Source organism: Marinomonas sp. HM11-D, assembly GCF_057626615.1.
The window spans coordinates 233,125-253,535 of record NZ_JBMMKT010000004.1 but is presented as its reverse complement, the minus strand read 5'-3'; the positions used below and the strand labels follow the sequence as shown (position 1 = coordinate 253,535).

At 46.3% G+C, this 20,411-nt stretch carries 20 protein-coding genes and 1 riboswitch; of the genes, 16 read left to right on the top strand and 4 right to left on the bottom strand.

The features are described from left to right. Window positions 1-13: 13 nt before the first annotated feature. Together ACOSVP_RS07940 and ACOSVP_RS07935 are read left to right on the top strand one after the other, a co-directional pair. Window positions 14-646, top strand: a complete 633-nt coding sequence (locus ACOSVP_RS07940) for a glutathione S-transferase N-terminal domain-containing protein (protein ID WP_487346961.1) — start codon at window positions 14-16, stop codon at window positions 644-646. A gap of 65 nt (window positions 647-711) precedes the next feature. Next, window positions 712-1,098: a ClpXP protease specificity-enhancing factor gene (locus ACOSVP_RS07935; RefSeq protein WP_487346960.1), complete on the top strand. Its 387-nt coding sequence runs from the start codon at window positions 712-714 to the stop codon at window positions 1,096-1,098. Window positions 1,099-1,105: 7 nt separating this feature from the next. On the opposite strand, the gene ACOSVP_RS07930 is transcribed toward ACOSVP_RS07935, so the two are convergent. Genes ACOSVP_RS07930 through ACOSVP_RS07920 form a run of 3 tightly spaced genes read right to left on the bottom strand, consistent with a single transcriptional unit; the run spans window position 1,106 to window position 3,764 of the window. Next, window positions 1,106-1,699 carry an SIS domain-containing protein gene (locus ACOSVP_RS07930; protein ID WP_487346959.1) on the bottom strand — a complete coding sequence of 198 codons (594 nt, stop codon included), beginning with the start codon at window positions 1,697-1,699 and terminating at the stop codon, window positions 1,106-1,108. A gap of 9 nt (window positions 1,700-1,708) precedes the next feature. Beyond that, on the bottom strand, window positions 1,709-2,086 hold the full coding sequence (locus ACOSVP_RS07925; RefSeq protein WP_487346958.1) for a YraN family protein: 378 nt from the start codon (window positions 2,084-2,086) through the stop codon (window positions 1,709-1,711). After that, window positions 2,046-3,764 carry a penicillin-binding protein activator gene (locus ACOSVP_RS07920; protein ID WP_487346957.1) on the bottom strand — a complete coding sequence of 573 codons (1,719 nt, stop codon included), beginning with the start codon at window positions 3,762-3,764 and terminating at the stop codon, window positions 2,046-2,048. The genes ACOSVP_RS07925 and ACOSVP_RS07920 overlap by 41 nt, the downstream gene beginning before the upstream one ends. 146 nt (window positions 3,765-3,910) lie before the next feature. Here ACOSVP_RS07920 and rsmI point away from each other — a divergent pair, with 146 nt between their 5' ends. From rsmI to ACOSVP_RS07860, 12 genes are all read left to right on the top strand, one after another. Further along, on the top strand, window positions 3,911-4,765 hold the full coding sequence (gene rsmI / locus ACOSVP_RS07915) for a 16S rRNA (cytidine(1402)-2'-O)-methyltransferase (RefSeq protein ID WP_487346956.1): 855 nt from the start codon (window positions 3,911-3,913) through the stop codon (window positions 4,763-4,765). A gap of 63 nt (window positions 4,766-4,828) precedes the next feature. Beyond that, window positions 4,829-4,933, top strand: a riboswitch (TPP riboswitch). A 136-nt stretch (window positions 4,934-5,069) separates the two neighbouring features. Further along, window positions 5,070-7,061 (top strand): phosphomethylpyrimidine synthase ThiC, encoded by a 1,992-nt coding sequence (gene thiC, locus ACOSVP_RS07910; protein ID WP_487346955.1) that lies wholly within the window; start codon window positions 5,070-5,072, stop codon window positions 7,059-7,061. Further along, entirely contained in the window at window positions 7,062-8,228 is a 1,167-nt protein-coding gene (thiE, locus tag ACOSVP_RS07905; RefSeq protein ID WP_487346954.1) for a thiamine phosphate synthase, read from the top strand. After that, window positions 8,209-8,406 carry a sulfur carrier protein ThiS gene (gene thiS, locus ACOSVP_RS07900; protein ID WP_199460741.1) on the top strand — a complete coding sequence of 66 codons (198 nt, stop codon included), beginning with the start codon at window positions 8,209-8,211 and terminating at the stop codon, window positions 8,404-8,406. Before thiE ends, thiS begins: the two co-directional genes overlap by 20 nt. Window position 8,407: 1 nt before the next feature. Continuing rightward, window positions 8,408-9,181, top strand: a complete 774-nt coding sequence (locus ACOSVP_RS07895) for a thiazole synthase (protein ID WP_487346953.1) — start codon at window positions 8,408-8,410, stop codon at window positions 9,179-9,181. Continuing rightward, window positions 9,178-10,335, top strand: coding sequence for a 2-iminoacetate synthase ThiH (gene thiH / locus ACOSVP_RS07890; protein ID WP_487346952.1), 1,158 nt, complete (start codon window positions 9,178-9,180; stop codon window positions 10,333-10,335). Before ACOSVP_RS07895 ends, thiH begins: the two co-directional genes overlap by 4 nt. A 1,165-nt stretch (window positions 10,336-11,500) precedes the next feature. Further along, window positions 11,501-12,535 (top strand): ParA family protein, encoded by a 1,035-nt coding sequence (locus tag ACOSVP_RS07885; RefSeq protein WP_487346951.1) that lies wholly within the window; start codon window positions 11,501-11,503, stop codon window positions 12,533-12,535. Between the two features lies 1 nt (window position 12,536). Further along, window positions 12,537-13,394 carry an SIR2 family protein gene (locus ACOSVP_RS07880; RefSeq protein WP_487346950.1) on the top strand — a complete coding sequence of 286 codons (858 nt, stop codon included), beginning with the start codon at window positions 12,537-12,539 and terminating at the stop codon, window positions 13,392-13,394. Between the two features lie 106 nt (window positions 13,395-13,500). Further along, window positions 13,501-14,631, top strand: a complete 1,131-nt coding sequence (locus ACOSVP_RS07875; protein WP_487346949.1) for a phospholipase D family protein — start codon at window positions 13,501-13,503, stop codon at window positions 14,629-14,631. A 176-nt stretch (window positions 14,632-14,807) separates the two neighbouring features. Next, window positions 14,808-16,073 carry a hypothetical protein gene (locus ACOSVP_RS07870; protein WP_487346948.1) on the top strand — a complete coding sequence of 422 codons (1,266 nt, stop codon included), beginning with the start codon at window positions 14,808-14,810 and terminating at the stop codon, window positions 16,071-16,073. Between the two features lie 333 nt (window positions 16,074-16,406). Next, window positions 16,407-17,441 (top strand): serine hydrolase domain-containing protein, encoded by a 1,035-nt coding sequence (locus ACOSVP_RS07865; RefSeq protein WP_487346947.1) that lies wholly within the window; start codon window positions 16,407-16,409, stop codon window positions 17,439-17,441. A 98-nt stretch (window positions 17,442-17,539) separates the two neighbouring features. Further along, window positions 17,540-18,352, top strand: coding sequence for a formate/nitrite transporter family protein (locus ACOSVP_RS07860; protein WP_487346946.1), 813 nt, complete (start codon window positions 17,540-17,542; stop codon window positions 18,350-18,352). Window positions 18,353-18,431: 79 nt separating this feature from the next. On the opposite strand, the gene ACOSVP_RS07855 is transcribed toward ACOSVP_RS07860, so the two are convergent. Beyond that, window positions 18,432-19,307 (bottom strand): MYG1 family protein, encoded by an 876-nt coding sequence (locus ACOSVP_RS07855; protein ID WP_487346945.1) that lies wholly within the window; start codon window positions 19,305-19,307, stop codon window positions 18,432-18,434. A gap of 224 nt (window positions 19,308-19,531) precedes the next feature. Here ACOSVP_RS07855 and ACOSVP_RS07850 point away from each other — a divergent pair, with 224 nt between their 5' ends. Continuing rightward, a complete protein-coding gene (locus ACOSVP_RS07850; protein WP_487346944.1) occupies window positions 19,532-19,675 on the top strand; it encodes a hypothetical protein in 144 nt (47 codons plus the stop codon). A gap of 140 nt (window positions 19,676-19,815) precedes the next feature. Beyond that, window positions 19,816-20,400, top strand: coding sequence for a hypothetical protein (locus ACOSVP_RS07845; RefSeq protein ID WP_487346943.1), 585 nt, complete (start codon window positions 19,816-19,818; stop codon window positions 20,398-20,400). Window positions 20,401-20,411: the final 11 nt, after the last annotated feature.

The window sequence follows — 20,411 nt, the reverse complement described above, 5'->3', positions numbered from 1 at the left end:
ATAGGGGTTATACATGGGTGTTATTGCAAAGCGCTCTTCAATGACGTTCTTCTCTGATGGGGAAGATCATTACAGTCATCGCGTACGTATCGTTTTGGCTGAGAAGGCGGTAACCGTAGATATTATTGATGTTGATCCTTTCAACAAGCCAGAGGAATTGGCGGACATCAACCCTTACAACGAGTTGCCGGCGCTAGTTGACCGCGAACTTGTATTGTATGAGCCAAACGTAATGATGGAATACTTGGATGAGCGTTTCCCACATCCACCATTACTACCCGTGTATCCTGTTGCACGTGCTGAAAGCCGTCTTTACATGTACCGTATTCAACGTGACTGGTCGGGTCTAGTGGATACGATTCTAACAAGTAAAGATCGTGATGCCGTAGAAACAGCACAAAAAGAATTGCGTGAAAGCCTAATCAGCGTTTCTCCGATTTTCGAAGAAAAGCCATACTTTATGAGCGAAGAATTCACTATCGTAGATTGCTGCCTAGCGCCAATTTTGTGGCGTTTGCCAGTACTAGGTGTTTCTATTGAGAAATCTCAAGCGCCTGGTCTGTACAAGTACATGGATCTTGTATTTGAGCGTGAGTCTTTCAAAGAAAGTCTTTCCGAAGCAGAGCAAGAGATGCGCCTTGACTAAGGTGCGCTAAAGCATAATAGCAAAAGGGGCGCTTAGCCCCTTTTATTTTTTCTGGAGTGCAGTGAATGATTCCAAAACGTTCTTATTTGCTAAATGCTACTTACGAGTGGATAGCAGACAATAGCATGACACCATACTTGTTGGTGGATGCGGACTTTCCGGGTGCTGAGGTGCCACGTGAATTTGTGAATGATGGCCAAATCGTGCTGAATATCAGCATGAATGCCGTGCGTCATTTGCATATTGATAAGCAAGGTGTGTCGTTTGAAGCACGCTTTAGTGGCAAGCCGATGCAGGTATACGTACCAATGGCAGCAGCGATTGCGCTATACGCGAAAGAAGATGGCGATGGCTTGGTGTTTCCACCAGAAGAGTTTGATGAGACTCCAGCGCCAGAACCAACGCCACCGGAGCCGCCAAAGAAAGGCTTCACACTAAAGGTTGTTAAATAAGCGACCTTTAGTCTTCATAACCAAACAGCTGTCGTTCAAGTAGATCCACCAAGGCATGAACGACAGTGGTTTGCACTTCTTGTACGCGTGCAGTTCCCGTCAGATTGATCTTAATTTCTGTATCATCCCGTGACGTTAGGGAAGAGACGTTCTTCGCATCTGGCGTGGTCAAAGCAACGATGTTCATCTTACGTTCGTGGGCCGCTTGAATCGCCTGAATAATCGGTGATGTATTGCCTTTATTGGCCACCACAAACAGCACATCGCCAGGGTTACCAATTGCTGTGATTTGCTTAGAAAACACATCGTGATAGCTGTCGTTATGAGTGATCGCAAGCAGGGCATTACCATTACTGGTTAAAGAAACCGCTGGTAGGCCAGGGCGCTCGCGGTCCATGCGGTCTAGTAATAGGGTGCTGAAATATTGTGAAATATAGGCACCTGTGCCATTGCCTATCGCTACGACTTTGCCGCCATTGGCGATGCTGTTAAACAGCACCTTTGCCGCATGTTCAATGTACGGTGGTAAGGTCTCTAGTGCGTATTGTTGTGACTCAAAACTCTGAGCGAACTGGGTGTAAATGGCTTCTTGATAATCCATGTGTGACTACTATATCTGTACTGCTGGCAACCAATGTATGTTGTGGATGTCGAGTAGACCATCTATGGCAATGACATCTATTTGGTATTGGCTGCTCTGCAAATTGTTTTTGATTAACCAGTACTCCGCTGTTTTTAAACAGCGGAGATACTTTTGTTTGGTTATGCTTTCTGCGGCACTGCCTCGGGAGGCATCGGCTCGATAACGCACTTCTACAAACACAATGGTCTGGCCATTGCGCATAATCAAATCAACTTCACCCACGCGTGAGTGAAAATTTCGAGCTATAAACTGATAGCCCTGTTGGACTAGATAGCGCTCGGCAAGTTGCTCTGCCTTAGCGCCATCATTCTGTTTCCTTCTGGGCGAAATAACTTTCCTTAGCATCGATAAGCTCTCCTTGCTTATAGGTCACTATGTTAGGGCGGCGGTTAAAGATGCCGTCGTCGTCTAGGGTAATAATACCTGTGCGAGCGGACACCTTTGCCGATTTAACATTGGTGAACAGTGCTAAACGCTTAGCCAATATATAGCTGTCGTTACCCAGTGCTGTGAGGCGCTGTAAAACGAACGGCTTGTTGCTGTGTTGATCCGCCGACTCTAAAACAGCAGGCAGTTCAGTAAAGATAATGCGCTCAATGTCCTCGCTCTTGCTGGTAGAGCTTGGCGTCTTATCGTGAATGGTTTGTGAGGCCAGCATTGGGATGTCCTCAGCAAAGTAGAAGTTCAACAGTGGTCGAATCTGCTTAGCGTCGTCTAGTTTGCCTATGTAGTAGACATAGTCCAAATCTTGACGGGCTCGAGGCGTTGCTTCGACTTCTTGCTGGGTCCACTGTTGAATACTACGAATACGTGCTTCACTTTCGTCTACTTGCAGCAGTTTCTTGACCGCCTGAGCACGACCGTTTGGCGTGTCCTCATAAGACAGTGATGTCAGTACCGGTAAATGTGTCTCTTGCGCAATTTCTTTAAACAAATCACTTTGACGTAAAGCCCAAGTGGACTCCATGGCAAGAATGGCGGCATTGTCTGCGCCTTCTTTTTTGGCAAAGGCAATCAGTTCGCGAATGTCGTCACTCACGTTCAGAGAGAAATGGTACAAGTTTGGAATCGTGCGATTGTTTTCCAATTGGTTTAAAGCAATCGTTGGAACGTCTTGTACCAAGTCCGCTAACTGACCTACGTTTTGTTTACGCAGTGGCCCGATGATGGTTTCCGCGCCAGTTTCTAAAGCAGCTAAGTAGGCTTGCGAGAATTGGCTGTATTGGTCCGTATCAATGATGTGCAAGTTAGGCTGTACATCGCTGTTGGCGTAATACTGCTGTAAAAGACCATCTAGAATCGCTTCAGAGGCAACCTTAAGCTCTTTGCTCATCGGTAGCATCACCGCAATGGACGTTGGCATGTTTTGCTCAAGTGACGCCATGATCTGGAAGTCCAATGGCGGGTACACGGCTGCTGGGTGGCTACCGTGAATGCGTTGCCAAGATTGATACTCCGCGACCTGTTGCTCCACCGTCAAAGACTGCTGACGCAAAATCTTAGAAACATCCAGCCAGCCATCCAATAATGGCAATTGATTGCCTTCTAGGTCAGTGACTTCGCTATCGGTTAAGTTCTGAATGGCGAACCAAAGCTCAGCGCGGTTCTGTTCTTGCTGATCAGCTGGCAGCATCAGGCTCAACTGCATGTAATCGCGAACTGCATTGGGCCAATTATCCATGGATGCCATTACTTTGGCGCGTTGCTGCAATACCTTGATATTGTTGCTAGGACGCTGAGTTAAAGGCAGCTCTGCCGCTTGGTTCAACAGCTGCAGCGCCAACATCGGCGTTTCTTGCGCTAAGGCAATATCACTCATCAGCAAATAGCCATCGAGTTGGCTTTGGCCACGAATCGGAAGTACGTGGGTTTCCAACAAGGTTCGCGCCTGAAGATACTGCCCATCCATCACCAGTGCTTGTGCTGCAGCCCAGTAATAGGGCGCGGCTTGTTCTGGAGTGGATTGCGCCTGAGCTTGTGCTAGGGCGTAGTTGTAATCAGATAAATCGCTACCTTGTTCCATTTGAGCATTCGTCATACCAGAACTGGGTACGGAAGTTTCAATAGCACCACAACCAATTAGCGACAATGTAACTAAGGAAAGTGGTATGATACGGGATCTAAACAAACTCATATGCACGCAATACTTAAGCCTATAAAAGAGGAATCATGGTAACACAGTCTGATAATGATGTGAGAGGAACCTTCTACATTGTAGCGACCCCAATTGGCAATCTAGATGATTTTACGGATCGTGCAAAACGAGTTTTACAAGAAGTTGACTTTATCGCCGCGGAAGACACCCGTCATAGCAAACGTTTAATGAATCATTTTGGTATCGACACCAAACTGTTTGCTCTACATGACCACAATGAGCGCGATAAAGCTTCCTACATTGCTTCCTTGTTAAGTGACGGTAAAAACGTTGCTTTGATCTCTGATGCGGGCACGCCCTTGATCTCTGATCCTGGTTACCATGTGGTGAACTTCTTACGTCAAGAAGGCCACAAAGTAGTTCCCGTTCCAGGCCCGTCTGCCTTGATTACCGCCCTTTGTGCCTCGGGACTGCCGACCGATCGTTTTAGCTTTGTTGGCTTTTTGCCAGCAAAAAGTAAATCTCGTCGTGATGAAATGTCGAGCTGGACACCAAGCCTTGGTACTGTGGTGTTCTACGAGTCAACCCACCGTATTTTAGACTGTTTAGAAGATCTAGAAGCGGTATGGGGTGAGCAAGCTCAAGTGGCCTTGGCGCGCGAATTAACCAAGACGTTTGAAACCTTCCTGTCAGGCTCGGTTTCAGAAATTAAGCGCATTTTAGAAGACGATAGCAACCAAACTCGCGGTGAATTCGTGATGATGGTGTCTTTACCTGCACAGGAAGAAGACAACGGTGAAGCCATTAAAATTCTAAAGATTCTGCTGAAAGAATTACCAGTAAAGCAAGCTGCAGCCTTAGCCGCTGAAATCACTGGCGAGAAGAAAAACGCCTTGTACAAACAAGCACTGGCGATGAACGAAGAGTAATTCCTTAATCTAGCCATTTCGCGTTTGCTTGTTTACAGCAACAAACAAACGCGTATACTGATGCGCAACTTGTCGGAGTGCCTTAATTGGCTGAGATCGCATTTTAATGCGGGATCCGCAGAACCTGATCAGGCTAATACCTGCGAAGGGAACAAGAAAGCATCATTTCTTTTCTGCTGAAATAGCGTTGTTTTTCCCAAGCACGAACCTTGTGCGATAGGATTAGAACAACCGCGCGTACGTGGAAGTACGTGACCTCCTGACAAGCATTTTTTCCAAATACAAACATAATGGGAATCTGCTTATGTCGACCAACATTCCAAAGCCAAACAAAAAAACACGTGAAAAAGCCCGTCTAGAAGCCAAAGCCTTTATCGAGTCTTTGCAAGCGACGCCATTTCCGTCGTCTGAGCGTATTTACGTACAAGGCTCTGATGCCTCGATCCAAGTGCCAATGCGTCAGATCAACCTAACCGACACGCCGATTGGTTCAGATCCTGAAAACCTAACCTTTGAGCCAAACGAGCCAATTTACGTGTACGACACAGCGGGTCCATACGCGGATCCAGCAGAAAACATCGACGTACACGTGGGCCTTAAAGCACTACGTCAGCAATGGATCGAAGCTCGTAACGATACCGAAGTGCTAGAAGGCGTAAGCTCAAACTTCGCTCAAGAGCGTTTAGCAAATAACGAGCTAGACGAGCTACGTTTTAAGCACCTACCAACGGTACGTAAAGCCAAAGCGGGTCAATGCGTGACGCAAATGCATTACGCGCGCCAAGGCATCATCACACCTGAGATGGAATACATTGCCATCCGTGAGAACCAAAACCTGCAAGCGATTAAATCTGAGCTGTTGCTAAAACAACACCCAGGCCACAGCTTCGGTGCCAATATTCAAACGGAAATCACGCCAGAATTCGTGCGTAAAGAAGTTGCCGAAGGCCGCGCCATCATCCCTAACAACATCAACCACCCAGAAACCGAGCCAATGATCATCGGCCGTAACTTCCTAGTGAAGGTCAATGCCAACATTGGTAACTCGGCGCTAACGTCTTCGATCGAAGAAGAAGTCGAGAAGCTGGTATGGTCAACACGCTGGGGCGCGGACACCGTAATGGATTTGTCGACTGGCAAAAACATCCACGAAACTCGTGAATGGATCCTACGTAACTCGCCAGTGCCAATCGGTACGGTACCGATTTACCAAGCACTAGAAAAAGTGGACGGCGTGGCCGAAGACCTAAACTGGGAAGTGTTCCGCGATACTCTGATTGAGCAAGCGGAGCAGGGCGTGGACTACTTCACCATCCACTGTGGTGTCCTACTACGTTACGTGCCTATGACAGCGAAACGCCTAACCGGCATCGTGTCTCGCGGTGGTTCCATCATGGCGAAATGGTGTCTAGCGCACCACGAAGAAAACTTCCTTTACACCCGTTTCAAAGAAATCTGTGAAATCTGTGCGGCCTACGATGTGGCGCTTTCCCTAGGTGACGGTCTACGTCCAGGTTCGATCATGGATGCCAACGACGAAGCGCAATTGTCAGAGCTTCGCACTCTAGGTGAGCTAACGAAAATTGCATGGGACTACGATGTTCAGGTGATGATCGAAGGCCCAGGCCACGTGCCAATGCAGCTGATCAAAGAGAACATGGATCTGCAACTTGAGCACTGCCATGAAGCACCGTTCTACACCTTAGGCCCCCTAACACAAGACATCGCACCGGGTTACGACCACATCACTTCAGGTATCGGTGCCGCGCAAATCGGTTGGTACGGCTGTGCCATGTTGTGTTACGTGACACCAAAAGAACACTTGGGTCTACCGAACAAAGAAGACGTGAAGCAAGGTCTGATCACTTACAAGATCGCTGCCCACGCGGCGGACTTGGCCAAAGGTCACCCAGGTGCCCAAGTACGTGACAACGCCTTGTCAAAAGCCCGTTTTGAATTCCGTTGGGAAGATCAATTCAACTTGTCACTAGACCCAGTCACAGCACGCTCTTACCACGATGAAACCCTACCGCAAGCATCGGGTAAAGTGGCGCATTTCTGTTCTATGTGTGGTCCAAAATTCTGTTCGATGAAGATCACTCAAGAAGTACGTGACTACGCCGCAGGCCTTGAGAAGATCGAAGCGGTGGACGTAACGGCAGAAGCAGGCATGCAGCAAATGTCGGAGCAGTTCAAGGAGCTAGGCAGCGATGTCTACTTAACGACAGACAAGCTAGCGACTGACAAGAAGAAAACCGATAAACGTTCTGAAGACGAGCTAGAGACGGAACAGTAAATGACCACAACAGATGTTAAACAAATAGCGTTTCGAGACGCTGGGTTTAAATCATCTGTTTTGGACAACACTCGACACCTTGGGTGTCGAGTGCTTCACTCCACAACGGATGAAGTTCAACACCCGTGTCATATTGAAACCCGTCAGGGCGGATTAACGCTGACCACGACGACGGAAACATGGCAGTTTGTCACTGAGCTAGATGCCTCAAGCAGTGTTTATCAAGCCCTGTGTCAAAAAGATGACCAAGACAATCAAGTCACGGTTCAGCTACCGGGGCAACGCATTGCATATTTTCAGGCTGATAAGCTGACCAAGATAAACCAAAACGACCTTGCCGTCGCGCTGGCGTGTTTTATTGAGCAGGGCTACGAACATTTAGATGCCATGACCTTGGCGTTGGCTTGGTTAACACAACAAGCACGTGCTGCTGGGGCGGGTTGGCCGGAAGATCGCACTTGGTTCCCGAGCACTAGCTTTGCCGATGACCATGTAATTGCCAAAGGTGCCGAGTTTAGCCCGATTCGCAAAGAGCTGTTTACCCTTTATCCCGTCGTGGATACGGTGGAATGGCTGGCGTTGGTGTTAGAGCAGGGCGTGACCACCACGCAATTGCGTATCAAAGATGCTAACGACAAGGATCTAAGGAATAAGATCCAGCAAGCCATTGCCTTAGGCGAGCAACATGGCGCGCAAGTCTTTATCAATGACTACTGGCAACTAGCGATTGAACTGGGTGCTTACGGTGTGCATTTAGGTCAAGAAGACATTGAAGTGGCCGATCTTTCGGCGATTCAACAGGCAGGCTTACGTCTTGGCATCAGTACCCATGGCTACTTTGAAATCATGCGTGCTTTTAACCTCAAGCCAAGTTATATCGCCCTCGGCCATATATTCCCAACCGTGACTAAGGATATGCCGTCTCAGCCACAGGGCTTAACCCGTTTAGGCCAATATGTGGAGCTGATCAATGGCGCTTACCCAACCGTGGCCATTGGTGGCATCAATGCAGAACGCTTACCAAAAGTAAAAGCGACAGGCGTAGATTCGATAGCCTTGGTGACCGCGATTACCCGTGCGGACGATCCAAAAGCTGCGACGCAAGCTCTACTCAAAGCGGTGATTAATGACGTTCAAGGAGATGCCAATGCAGTTGTATGTGAATGATGAGCCAGTTCAGTCTGAACACAACACCTTATCAGCGTTATTAGAGAACTATGTTGGTGCTGAACAACGGGTCGCGGTGGCAGTGAATCAACAAGTGGTGCCTCGCAGTATGTGGTCGGATTGTCTATTAAAAGACAACGACCGTATCGATATCTTTGAATCCATTGCCGGGGGGTAATATGTCATTAACGATTGCAGGTCATACCTTTTCATCGCGCTTATTCACCGGTACTGGCAAGTATGCCAACCAAGAGCAGATGATTGCCTCCATCTTGGCCAGTGGCAGTGAAATGACCACCTTATCCTTGCGCCGTATGGATTTAAAAGCAGGCTCCGACAATATCCTAAAACCCTTGCAGCAACTGGGGGTAAAGCTATTGCCAAATACTTCTGGTGCCCGCGATGCCAAAGAAGCCATCTACGCCGCACAATTGGCGCGCGAGGCCTTGGAAACCAACTGGGTTAAGATAGAAATCCACCCAGATCAACGTTACCTGATGCCTGATCCGATCGAGACCTTAAAAGCGGTCGAAGAGCTAGTGCGTCAAGGCTTTGTTGTGATGCCTTATATCCACGCAGATCCTGTGTTGTGCAAACGCTTGGAAGAAGTCGGCGCACAATGTGTGATGCCCCTTGGCGCACCGATTGGCTCTAACCAAGGTTTGGCCTCTAAGCCGTTCCTCGACATCATTATTGAGCAAAGCAATGTACCGGTGATTGTCGATGCGGGCATTGGCGCACCGTCTCATGCAGCGGCGGCGTTAGAAGCCGGTGCCGATGCGGTCTTGGTCAACACCGCCATGGCGGTCGCGAGCCAACCTGAAATAATGGGTAAAGCCTTTAAACTGGCGGTGGAAGCAGGGCGTATGGCCTATGAGTCTGGTACCGGTAAAGTGCAGCAAACCGCAGAAGCGTCTAGCCCATTTACCGAGTTCCTCAAGGAGCTATCATGAGTGGCGCCATACGAGTCTTGCACCAAAGCCCAGCGGTAGCAGGCCAATTTAGCGCAACATTAGAAGCGCTAAATTGGGACGCCACCAGCGCTCAGCATCAAAACGCCACCGAAGCAGATGTGCGTCGTGCGCTGGCCAAGCCTAAGCGTGATATCAATGACTTTGCTGCCTTGATCTCCCCAGCCGCCAAGCCATTTATCAATGAGATGGTGGCAGAGAGCGAGCGCCTGACATTGCAGCGTTTTGGTAAAACAGTGAGCTTGTTTGCGCCTTTGTATCTGTCCAATACCTGCGCCAACGAATGCACCTACTGTGGCTTTTCCATGAGCAACGCCATCAAGCGTTTGACCTTGGACGAAGCGCAGATCGAGCGTGAAATCGCCGCCATCAAGCAAAAGGGCTTTGACCATATCTTGCTGGTGACTGGCGAAACCAAGAAAGTCTCCATGCCTTACTTCGAGCGCATGTTGCCTCTGTTTAAGCCCGCTTTTAGCCAGCTTTCTATGGAAGTGCAGCCGCTGGAAATGGAAGAATATGCGCAACTCAAAGAACTCGGCCTCGATGGCGTCTTGGTCTACCAAGAAACCTACCGCCGCAGTACTTACCTTGAGCATCACTTGCGAGGCAACAAGTCCGACTTTAACTACCGCTTGGATGCGCCGGATCGTATTGGCCAAGCCAAGGTGCATAAAATCGGTTTAGGCGTCTTGCTAGGATTGGACGACTGGCGCACCGACTCCATCATGATGGCGCACCACCTAAGACACCTGCAAAAACGCTACTGGCGTTCACGCTTTAGTGTTGCCTTCCCGCGTATTCGCCCCTGTGCTGGTGGCATCGTACCGAAATCCGTGATCTCCGATCTCGAACTGGTACAACTGATCGCCGCATGGCGACTCTTCGATGCAGACTTGGAAATGAGCCTCTCCACCCGCGAATCACCGGAGTTTCGTAACCACGCCGCACGCATGGGCTTCACCACCATGAGCGCCGAATCGAAAACCCAACCGGGCGGCTACGCCGACGATGCCAAAGAAGCCCTAGAGCAATTTGAAGTCAGCGACGAACGCAGCGTCACCGAAATCGCCAATGCCATCCGCGCCCAAGGCCGCGAAGTCGTCTGGAAAGACTGGGACATCTCCCTTAACATGTAGAGCCTCGCAACGTATAAGGCATTTGTAGGACCTCGCTTTGCGAGGGAAAAGTCCGCAGCCTAGGCAATCTCCCTAGGCTGCAATCCCCCTCGTACGAGCGGACTCCGTTCCGCGACCAAACCTCTTGTAGGACCTCGCTACGCGAGGGAATAACCTGCATTCTAGGCAATATATCTAGGCTAATAAATCTCAGTTTTTGCACTCAGAAACCACTATTCTGCTCCATTCCATGTATTCAATTCGCTTGCGCATTGTCTTCGTACCTCGATGCGTCAGCGCGAATCAAACACATGGAACGCTGCTAATATCTATTTTGTAGCAACGGGTTGTACCCGCGACCAAAGCGATAGCTTTGCGCACTTGTACGACCTCGCTGTGCGAGGGAACAACCAGCAATCTAGGAGACAATTCTAGGCTACTAAATCTCCGTTTCGGCGCTCATAATCTGCTTTGTGAATTTTTCATCTGACCCCAATAGTTAGATTCGGCACTCAGAAACCACTTTGCGGCCCCATTCCATGTAATTCAATTCGCTTGCGCAAATCTCAGGTCGTTCCTCCCTTCGAACGTCAGCGCGAATCAAACACATGGAATGCTGCTAATGAGCCAGTGTCTTGTAGAAAAGTGTTACACCCGCGACCAAACCTGCATTCATGATGTAAATCGCCAAGCCTAAATTTCGAGGATTTTTCATCTGATCCCGATAGTTCGGAGTCAAGTTAATCATGCCCTGCTTGTGGAGAACGAACTGTTACTTATCTTGGCGATGTCTCAGAGAGTAAAGTGACAGAGAGGCTTCGTGTCATGCTACCGTGGGACAATGGTAGTTAGCGTTAGCACATAATGAGATCAGAGTATAAAACAGATCAGGTCATAAGGCCTGAGGTAATCGCTTGCCTCTCTGGTCAAATCACGCTAAAAAAGGGTACATTAAGAACCAATATTGCGGTGATCAAAGACGATCTGATGCGAAATAGACCAGAGGATCTTTGGTTTTAGCGAGTTATTTAACAGGGAAGTCCTACCATGAAAAAAGCAAATCCCCTATATAGACAACGCAGCCGTTCAACAGTGGGTTATAGCCGCAGCTACGCTGCCGTATAACCCTTAATTGTTAGCCAGGGTTAGGGCTGCACAAGTAATTTTTAGTTACGAAGGAACTTAGATGATAACGTTAGCAATGTTTAATAATAAGGGTGGAGTTGGAAAGACGACATTAACATGTAATGTTGCTGCCTTCATTGCACAGCGAATGAAAAAACGCGTTCTTATTGTAGATTGTGATCCTCAATGCAATGCCTCCCAATTAATTATGGGCGAGGAATATGCAACCAGGCTTTACTTCTCAGATGACCATGATCAAAAAGTATCAACTATAAGTGGGATATTGCAGCCCATTGAGGATGGGGACTCAACAATTTCGCAAGAGATAATCCCCATAAAAAGCTCTGAAAATAGATTTGGCGTCGATCTGATTCCTGGCCACCCATCATTCTCAATAATTGAGGATCGTCTAGGGGCAGCATGGCATGACCTTCAAGGTGGCGATTTAGGTGGTATTAGGAAAACCAATTGGAATACGTTTTTAAGAGATAAAATAAAAGATAGATACGATTTTGTGCTATATGATCTTGGCCCAAGTCTTGGTTCAATAAATCGAAGCGTATTAATAGGGTGTGATAAGTTTATGACACCCATGGGTACTGACATTTTCAGTATTCTAGGAATAAGAAATATTTCTGCTTGGTTAGCATCATGGGTAGATAGATATGAAAATGGGTTGCAACTGTGTGAGAAAAACACACCTAATAGGCTTGGAGCGTTTGGTATTTCTTCCGAGCTTTCAATTACCAGTGGGTATGTTGGCTATACCATGCAGCAATATATTACTAAATCTAAAGGTGGGGTAAGAAGGCCCACGAAGGCTTACGAGAAGATAATTGATAATGTTCCCATTGAGATTGAGAGGTCCCTAAAAAACTACCTGTCACAGAATATGGACATTAATAACTTGCCTCTTGGCGATGTGCCACACCTTTATAGTCTGATACCTCTAGCTCAATCAGTTTCTTGTCCTCTCTTTGATCTTCAATCTAAGGATGGGTTAGTTGGGTCGCAAGGCAAGCAGAGAGATCAGTATGAAGAGATTCTAGGCTTAATTTGTGCCCGACTATTGAGCAATTTAGAGCAGGGTGAATGATATGTGGCCAAGAGCTTTAGTTGAAGAACTGGCTTCACGCCGATGTATCGTTTTCTTAGGGGCGGGAGCTTCTGCCGGTAGTATTAATCAGGACACACCACCTAAAAGCCCACCAACGTGGAGCGCTCTTCTTGATGGAATAAAGTCTATTGCTAGAGATAAGGCTTCAAAACCTATAGCTGATAGTTTAATTGCAAAAGAAAAATACTTGGACGCTGCTGAAGTCTTATTCGGAAGTATAAATCCCGCAGATTTTGCGTCATACATTAGAGAGGTTATGGCGGAGCCTAGATACCAAGCTTCAGATATTCACGAACATGTTCTAAATCTAGATCCAAAAATTGTAGTCACAACTAATTATGATGACATATATGACAATTATTGTAAGAGCGGTAAAGAGCAGGGTTTATATAATGTTTGTAAATACTATGAGTCCCACTTGGTTTCAGACTTGCGATCTCCTGTTAGACAAATCATTAAAGCACATGGATGCATTACCGACCCATCAAAAATAGTTCTTACACGCTCGCAGTATTTTCAAGAACGTCAAAATCACCCTAATTTTTACAAGGTGCTTGATGCACTATTTTTGACAAACACCTTGTTGTTCCTAGGTTATAGCCTGTCAGATCCGGACATACAACTGATGTTAGAAAACTCAAACATCACTTACAAAGCTTCGCATCCGCATTATGCGTTAGTGGAGGAAGGGATGGAGGAATCGATAAAAAAAGCATACAAGGAGGCTTATAATATAGATTTTGTTGAGTTTCCGCCTGGTGATTTTGCTAAGGCAAATGAAATGCTTGAAGAGCTTGTTCAGCTAGTAAATAAGCGAAGAGAGACGAACCCTGCGTAATGGCTAACAAAGCGCTGCTAGGGACAAACCTACGCTGCGCTCCGGTTTGCCCCAGAGCGCGGCGTTAAGCGGATAGTGTATCCAAATATAAGGAAGTATTTGACTGATGAAACTTATTTTGCACTCCCCTCATTCGCAAAGCGAAATTAGAGATATATACAGACAGGCTTTCATGCAAGCTGTGGAGCTTTATATAGTAACTGCATATTTGACGGAATGGGATAGTAGTTTAGAGCTAAATTATAATTGCAAAAGCTTCAGAGTTATTGTTGGAAAGGATTTTGGAATTACCAGAAAATCAGCCTGTAACGATGTTATGAAATGGCTACCTGCAGAGAGGAAAAGTCAATTTATGGTCGCTGATGAAATATCTGGATTTCATCCAAAGGCTATATTCTGGAAGAGTAACAGAGGGAAGTGCTTTTCGCTAATAGGGTCATCAAACTTAACGAGAGCAGCTTTCGAGACAAACTATGAAGCGAACATTTTTTCAGAGATATCATCGGAAGACTTTGATCTCGCTGTAACATGGGTAAAGGAAATTGAGGAGCGGGCAGTTGTTGTGTCTGAAGACTGGCTGGATGAATATCAGGAAAGTGACCAATCTCCTAAAATAGAAATGAATAAAGGAGAGAAAAAGGTACCGATTAAATCTCTAGGTCTACCAAAACCAAATGGATCGAAGCGACAGGTAAAAGCTAGACGAGAGCAATTATCAACGCATACGAGCTTAAAGGAAGATTTGCACAAGCTGTTTTTACGCTGTAGTAAAGGTGAAATTAGCTCATCAGAATTCTATGAGAGGCTGCCATCTTTCTGGAGTTGGGATTCCGGAAATAGACTTCAAGGTCTGGGGTGGGAGAGGCAAGGAAAAGGAAGTGATTTTAAATCGATTTCAGAAAGTTTCATTCGGATATTAAATGCGAATGAAGGTGATAGGGACGACACGGTAGTACGTGAATTGGATCGTCTTAGTTCATTAAAGAACTCTGCCAGAAGAGCATTCTTATCAGAAATACTTTGCTTAACATTTCCAGATAAATATCCAGTGCTAAATAAACCAGTCCATGCGTATTTGTCTGACATTAAGTTCAGGCCGCCGAAAGGTTCTAGTGAAGGGGCTGCATATTTAGATCTTGCTAAGAAACTTAGGATCTCGCTAGCTCAGAACCCTAAGCATCCAGCCAAAAATCTAGCAGAGCTAGACAGTGTTATCTGGCTAGAATACGGTGAATAATCGCTTAACAAATTGCTCAAACTCGTTCCGGCCAAAAAAGGCCTCCACTGGACGTGCTAACGCGCGCCGTTTAGCAAGGCTTTATGTGTTAAGAATCAGTGAAGTAATTTTTTAGCGATTTATTAAAAGTTGTTTGAATCTGTAGATATATCCAACTAGATGTTTTTGAGGTTTGCATGAAAGGGGATTATATTGGGGAAATATTTGGTGTTTCATTCACAAGACCAATTGAAGTTGACCGTGTTCTACGCTTAGTTGATTCTTTCCCTGACCTGGCTATCAAAAGAGTTGAAGAAAATGGGACCAGTGAGAGAGATGCTGTCGATGAGATTACAAGTGAGTTTTTGAATTTTATTGCGAATTTGAATAAAGATGATTCCTCAGAATTTCTTGACATTGCAGAACCAGCATTACTTGCTAAGGTGACCGAACATACTACTGATTTAGTTAGCGAAATGGATCCTGACAAAACAAAATGGAATTTCTATATCCGATTTAGGGTGTCGAAGCCATTAGGAGTAGATGAAAAATCACTGAAGCTTCTTGATCAATATATCATTGAGGCAGATGATGGTAAATCTCTGAAAGAAGAGAACGTTTTGGTTCTGAGAAACAAGATAAGTTTGATTTATCGTGAAATATTGCCGCTTTCTAAAAAAGTAGAGCAAATATTGATTATGGCTTTTGCAGAATTGGGTATAGGAATAGCCTACCCTGAAAATTTAGTATCTGGATTTGCTTTAGATAATATACAAAAAGAGCTGGAAAGTTCATTTATTGGTCATCATGCAAAGTTCTTCGATGACTATTATGAAAGGCCATTGATTCATTTTAGTGATAAGTTTGGGGTAGTGTTATTTCAAGAAGAATCCCACCCTTGGAATAGTGACGTCACCGAAGAAAGAGGACCTTCTGATGTAAATCTTTTGGAAGAGACATTTGGAGATAATTATGACTACCTAAAAGATACCAGTACTTGTGATGATCAATTTAGGAAAATTGAATTAGCTTCATCTATATTGACAACATCAATCTACGAAGATTCACTTGTCAGCAAGATAATATTATCAATGACAGTTATCGAGGTTTTGTCAGAAAAGGCACGTCGAGATAATGAAGAGCTAAGAGCCTTGGACTTTTTAGTGCAATCAATGAATGAAACAAATGAATTTGACCCAGAGGTAAAAGCTTCGTTAACAAGAACACTGGAATCCATGAGATTTCAATCTATTGGTAAAAGTTGTAAATCTTTAGTGAAGAGCTTACTAGGTAAAAAAGATTCTCAACTTTTTTATAAGCTTTATGATTATAGGTCACAGCTAGTTCACACAGGATCTTTGAAAGATGATCAAGAAAAGATGTATAAAATATATAGTGATTCTTTCTTCTTAGCTAAAAAATTGCTATCAACATACATAAAGCAACTCAGCGAGACTTCATAATCTTGCAAATGTTTCCTGTAGCAATAAAAAAACTATAGTGAGTGAACTCGGATCACATAACAAGCGCATGCATAAGGACAGCCGTCGCTATGCGCCGTCTGCCTATGATGCGAGCGTTGGGGGCAGATGAAAAATAACCGATTGCTCTACGTTATTGATGAGCAAGCAGAAACCATACCTTTTAGGTCATCACCATTGTGAAATGGATTCATCACCCCCCAATAAACTTCCCCTCCAACCCCATTACTCCATAGCCTTGCGGCACTTTTTCCCTAACAACTTGTCATTCATTAGAGCACTACTCACTCCATTCAACGGATGATTTATCTTTTTATGCTTTCACTTTTATCAAAAATTCCTATTTTACAAACACTCGCTCTCTGCTCCATTTCTACGTGTATTACCACGGTAGGGAGTGCCGCACAGGCAAGCACCATTGACTTAAGTGCCATGGACAAAACCGCTCAAGGTTTTTCAAATATCAAAACTGTTCAAGTGGCGTATCAGGGTGAGTTGGTTTGGTCTAAGGCGTATAACAATGCGGACATTGGCGCAGTAACAAACATTAAGTCTGCTTCGAAATCCTTGATGTCGGCGATCGTTGGCATGGCCGTTGATCGTGGTGTGCTGGAGGGTGTGGATCAATCGGTTACGACCTTATTGCCTGATCAGCTGCCGCAAAGCCCTGATCCTCGTTTAAACGAGATTACCCTTGGTCATTTGCTGTCTATGCAGGCTGGATTGGAGCGCACGTCTGGGCGTAATTATGGCGCTTGGGTCGCTAGTGATAATTGGGTGAAAAGTGTGTTGTCTCGACCTTTTGTGGAAGAGGTGGGTGGCGAAATGCAGTATTCCACCGGTAATACTCATGTGCTATCGGCCATCATGATGCGAGAAAGTGGACGACATACCTATCAGCTCGCCAATGACTGGTTACAGGGTTCTGGCGTGCGCATCCAAAGTTGGGAGACGGACCCTCAAGGGATTCCAATGGGTGGTAATCAAGTGGGCATGACGCCAGCGTCGTTATTGGCCTTTGGTGAGTTGTACCGTCGTGGTGGTGTCACAGAAGACGGTAAGCGAATTCTCTCACAAGAATGGATCGAACAAAGTTGGACGCCAAGGACTCAGTCTCAATACCATCGTGGTCTCTATGGCTACGGCTGGTTTATTCAGACCTTTGCGGATGTGAAGGGTTATTACGGTTGGGGCTATGGCGGTCAGATGATTTATGTCTTGCCAGAGTTAGAGCTCACCGTCGCCATTACCTCGCAAGAAAATTTGCCTTCTGGCCGCACTGGGTATCGTGACTCACTGCATCACATGTTGAGTCAAGATATTATTCCCGCGATTCAGTCGGCTCAATAAAAGGTTTGCAGCCTTAACCATCCTATTTAACTCACCACCAATAAGCTGCCCAGATTTTGTGCAATACTCAAAGATAGGTATCAACAGGACCCTATCTTATGAACGAATCACCCAATCACAGTGGGGCGTTTCCACCGCCGGAAATTGCTCACAAAGTAGAACTGCTCGGTGAAGCAAAAGCGAAGACCGATACCCTCACACTGTTCGTACTTGCGGTGCTAGCTGGGGCTTTCATTTCGATGGGGGCGCTGTTTTATACTGTGGTGATCACCGATACTGGTCTCGGCTTTGGCGTGACGCGTTTGCTGGGTGGGCTGAGTTTTAGCCTTGGGCTGGTACTTGTCGTTGTCGCGGGCGCGGAGCTCTTTACGGGCAACAACCTGATTGCGATGGCTTGGGCCAGCGGCCGGATAGGCATTCGCGCTGTGATGCGCAACTGGTTCTTGGTTTATCTCGGTAATGTGGTGGGCTGTTTAGGGACGGTTCTGCTGGTATTGGCAAGTGATGTGGCCAGCTTAGGTGGCGGCGCGGTAGGGGAAACCGCCATGGGTATCGCTCATGCCAAGATGAGTCTTACCTCCATCGAAGCCTTTGCTCGCGGTATCCTTTGTAACGTATTTGTTTGCCTTGCGGTGTGGTTGGCGATTGGGGCACAGAGCGTCAGCGGAAAAATCTTGGCCATTATCTTTCCCGTGTCAGCATTTGTGGCCATTGGGTTGGAACACTCCATTGCCAACTGGTTTTTTCTACCGTTTGGGTTTGTTCTAGATGGGCAGAGTGAAGTGTCGATAGCAGACTTCTTCATCAACATGCTGCTGGTGAGCGCAGGTAATATCGTTGGCGGAACCTTGCTGGTGGCTGGCGTCTACTGGCTCGCTTATCTTCGCGGCGAACACCAACACAAAGACTGAGCTTTATGATCAACAATTGGGTCAGATGAAAAAGGCCTTAATTTTCATCTGACCTCAAAGGCTGCTTTTTAAATCGAGCCTAATCCGCCAACGCCATCTGTGCCATTTTCATGGTGTTCTCAAACGACTCACAACCTGCGATAAACAAGCCGTTATGGCAGAACATGGCATCATCCAACCCAGTCACTTCTTGTAGTTCTTTACCAGACAAGCCAGCCCAGGCAGCAGGCAGTTTCTTGCGATCTTCAAACGAGCCAAGTTCAACGGGCACGGTTTGGATACGCCATTCGCCGGTTTGCGATGGGTAGATCATAAACAAGGCATCTTGCGATAGATTCAGTACTGTGGTTTTCCATGGGGTGAATTGCTCAAGCACGATGACTCTTGGATCGGCGGCATTTTCGATGGCTGCGGCAACGATGGATTTGGCATTGACGCCACCTTTGGCTGCGGCGATAAAGCGTGCTAGGACACGTGACGCAAAGGCAACGGCTTCTTCGAAGCAGGCATCGAAATCACCGTGTTCTTCCCAGGTAGGGTTAAACATGGAGATGGTTTGGCTCAAACTGACGCCAGTCAGGGGGCCGTCTACATGGCCGCAGTCGATGGCATCGATCACAGAGACTAGGTTTTTATCCACGGCCTCGGCAACTTCTTGATTGCCTGCGCAGATTGTTAGGCCGTATTTTTGCCACATTAAGCCAAACGATGAGAACGGAATGCCATTGTCCCGTGCGCCAGCTCCGCCGCGTTGGTGATGATCAAAGCGGCCTTTGTCGGCATCGTATACACCACCCACATCCAATACGATGTCGGCTTTATCTAACACGGCTAAGTCGCGTGTTCGTATTACTTCAGCAGATGGGTAAATGGTCTTGAGTGCTGCTACAGCAAATACGTCGTCTGCGTGAAAGTTGCCATTGTGCGTCGCAATCACTGGAAGTTGTTCGGTCATTCGTCCATCTCTTAGTTCGGTGTTATTTTGCATATCAGTACATAGTATTCAGGGGCTGGATTCTACGGGGTTTTGCCGTGAGGTGACACCGTCCATTTTATTTGCTGGTGTTAGAGCAAAAAAATAAGTTTGAGCCGATTATTTATAGAGTATTGGCGCCTGTGTATTGTTAAGATGCAGCTGCGCCGAATAGGGCACAACTATTTCATACATGAGAGTTATAAATGACAAATTTTGAGACAAGAGTTGAAGAGCTGATCGCAAAGCATCCACATCTAACCAAAGAAGAAGCGATCAAGATCGTCACTGAAAAAAATGCGCGTAAGAAACAAAAGCGCAATGCACGTTCAAACAAATCAAGTAAGTAAGCAAAGCTAGTTTGGTTTGAATCATTGATTGACCGAGCCAATAGTTTTATACGGCGCAGCGACTGAAGAGAGTGGCTGCGCTGGCGATTTGATGCCAGTTCGCAAAGCGTTATCAAAGTCACAAAACTCAAGGATGGATAATGTTTGATCTAGTAGAAGTAGAGCAGGAAACTCTGCAGCTGGTTATTTCACTTCCCGATCTAGAGTCAGTGCCAAATGGTACTTTCATATCAGTCGATCAGATTACGTCTGCTTTGCAATTAGAAGAAAGCGTTGATGCACTGTTTGTTTCTGCGCTCACCTCTGAGCAACAGCAAGAACTCTCCCATCTCTGTAAAGATAAAGCCATTGAATTTGTCGTGTTTACACACCCTGAGAATGATCAGGCCGTTATCAAGGATGTGGTGTTGAATCTCGCGGATAAATTCTTCTCTGATGAGATGCCTGCCAATATTGGCATTGCCGACATCCGCAATCTTAACCTTTGCTCTGATAGCTTATGTGCTTTTACTACAAAACAGTCCGCTTTGGCGTTTATGACAACGCAGCCGTTGGGCGCTGTGACGGGCGGAGTCTTTCTTGCACATGGTGATACCAGTCTCAGTGAATACGAAAGCATCAACGAAGAGTTGCTTGCCTACTTTTTGGATGAGAGCTTCCTTTGCTCAAGTTTTCACACTGCTGGTCGCTCAGAGTGTACTATCTTGCTGGGTATTAGAAAGTAAGGGATTCGTGT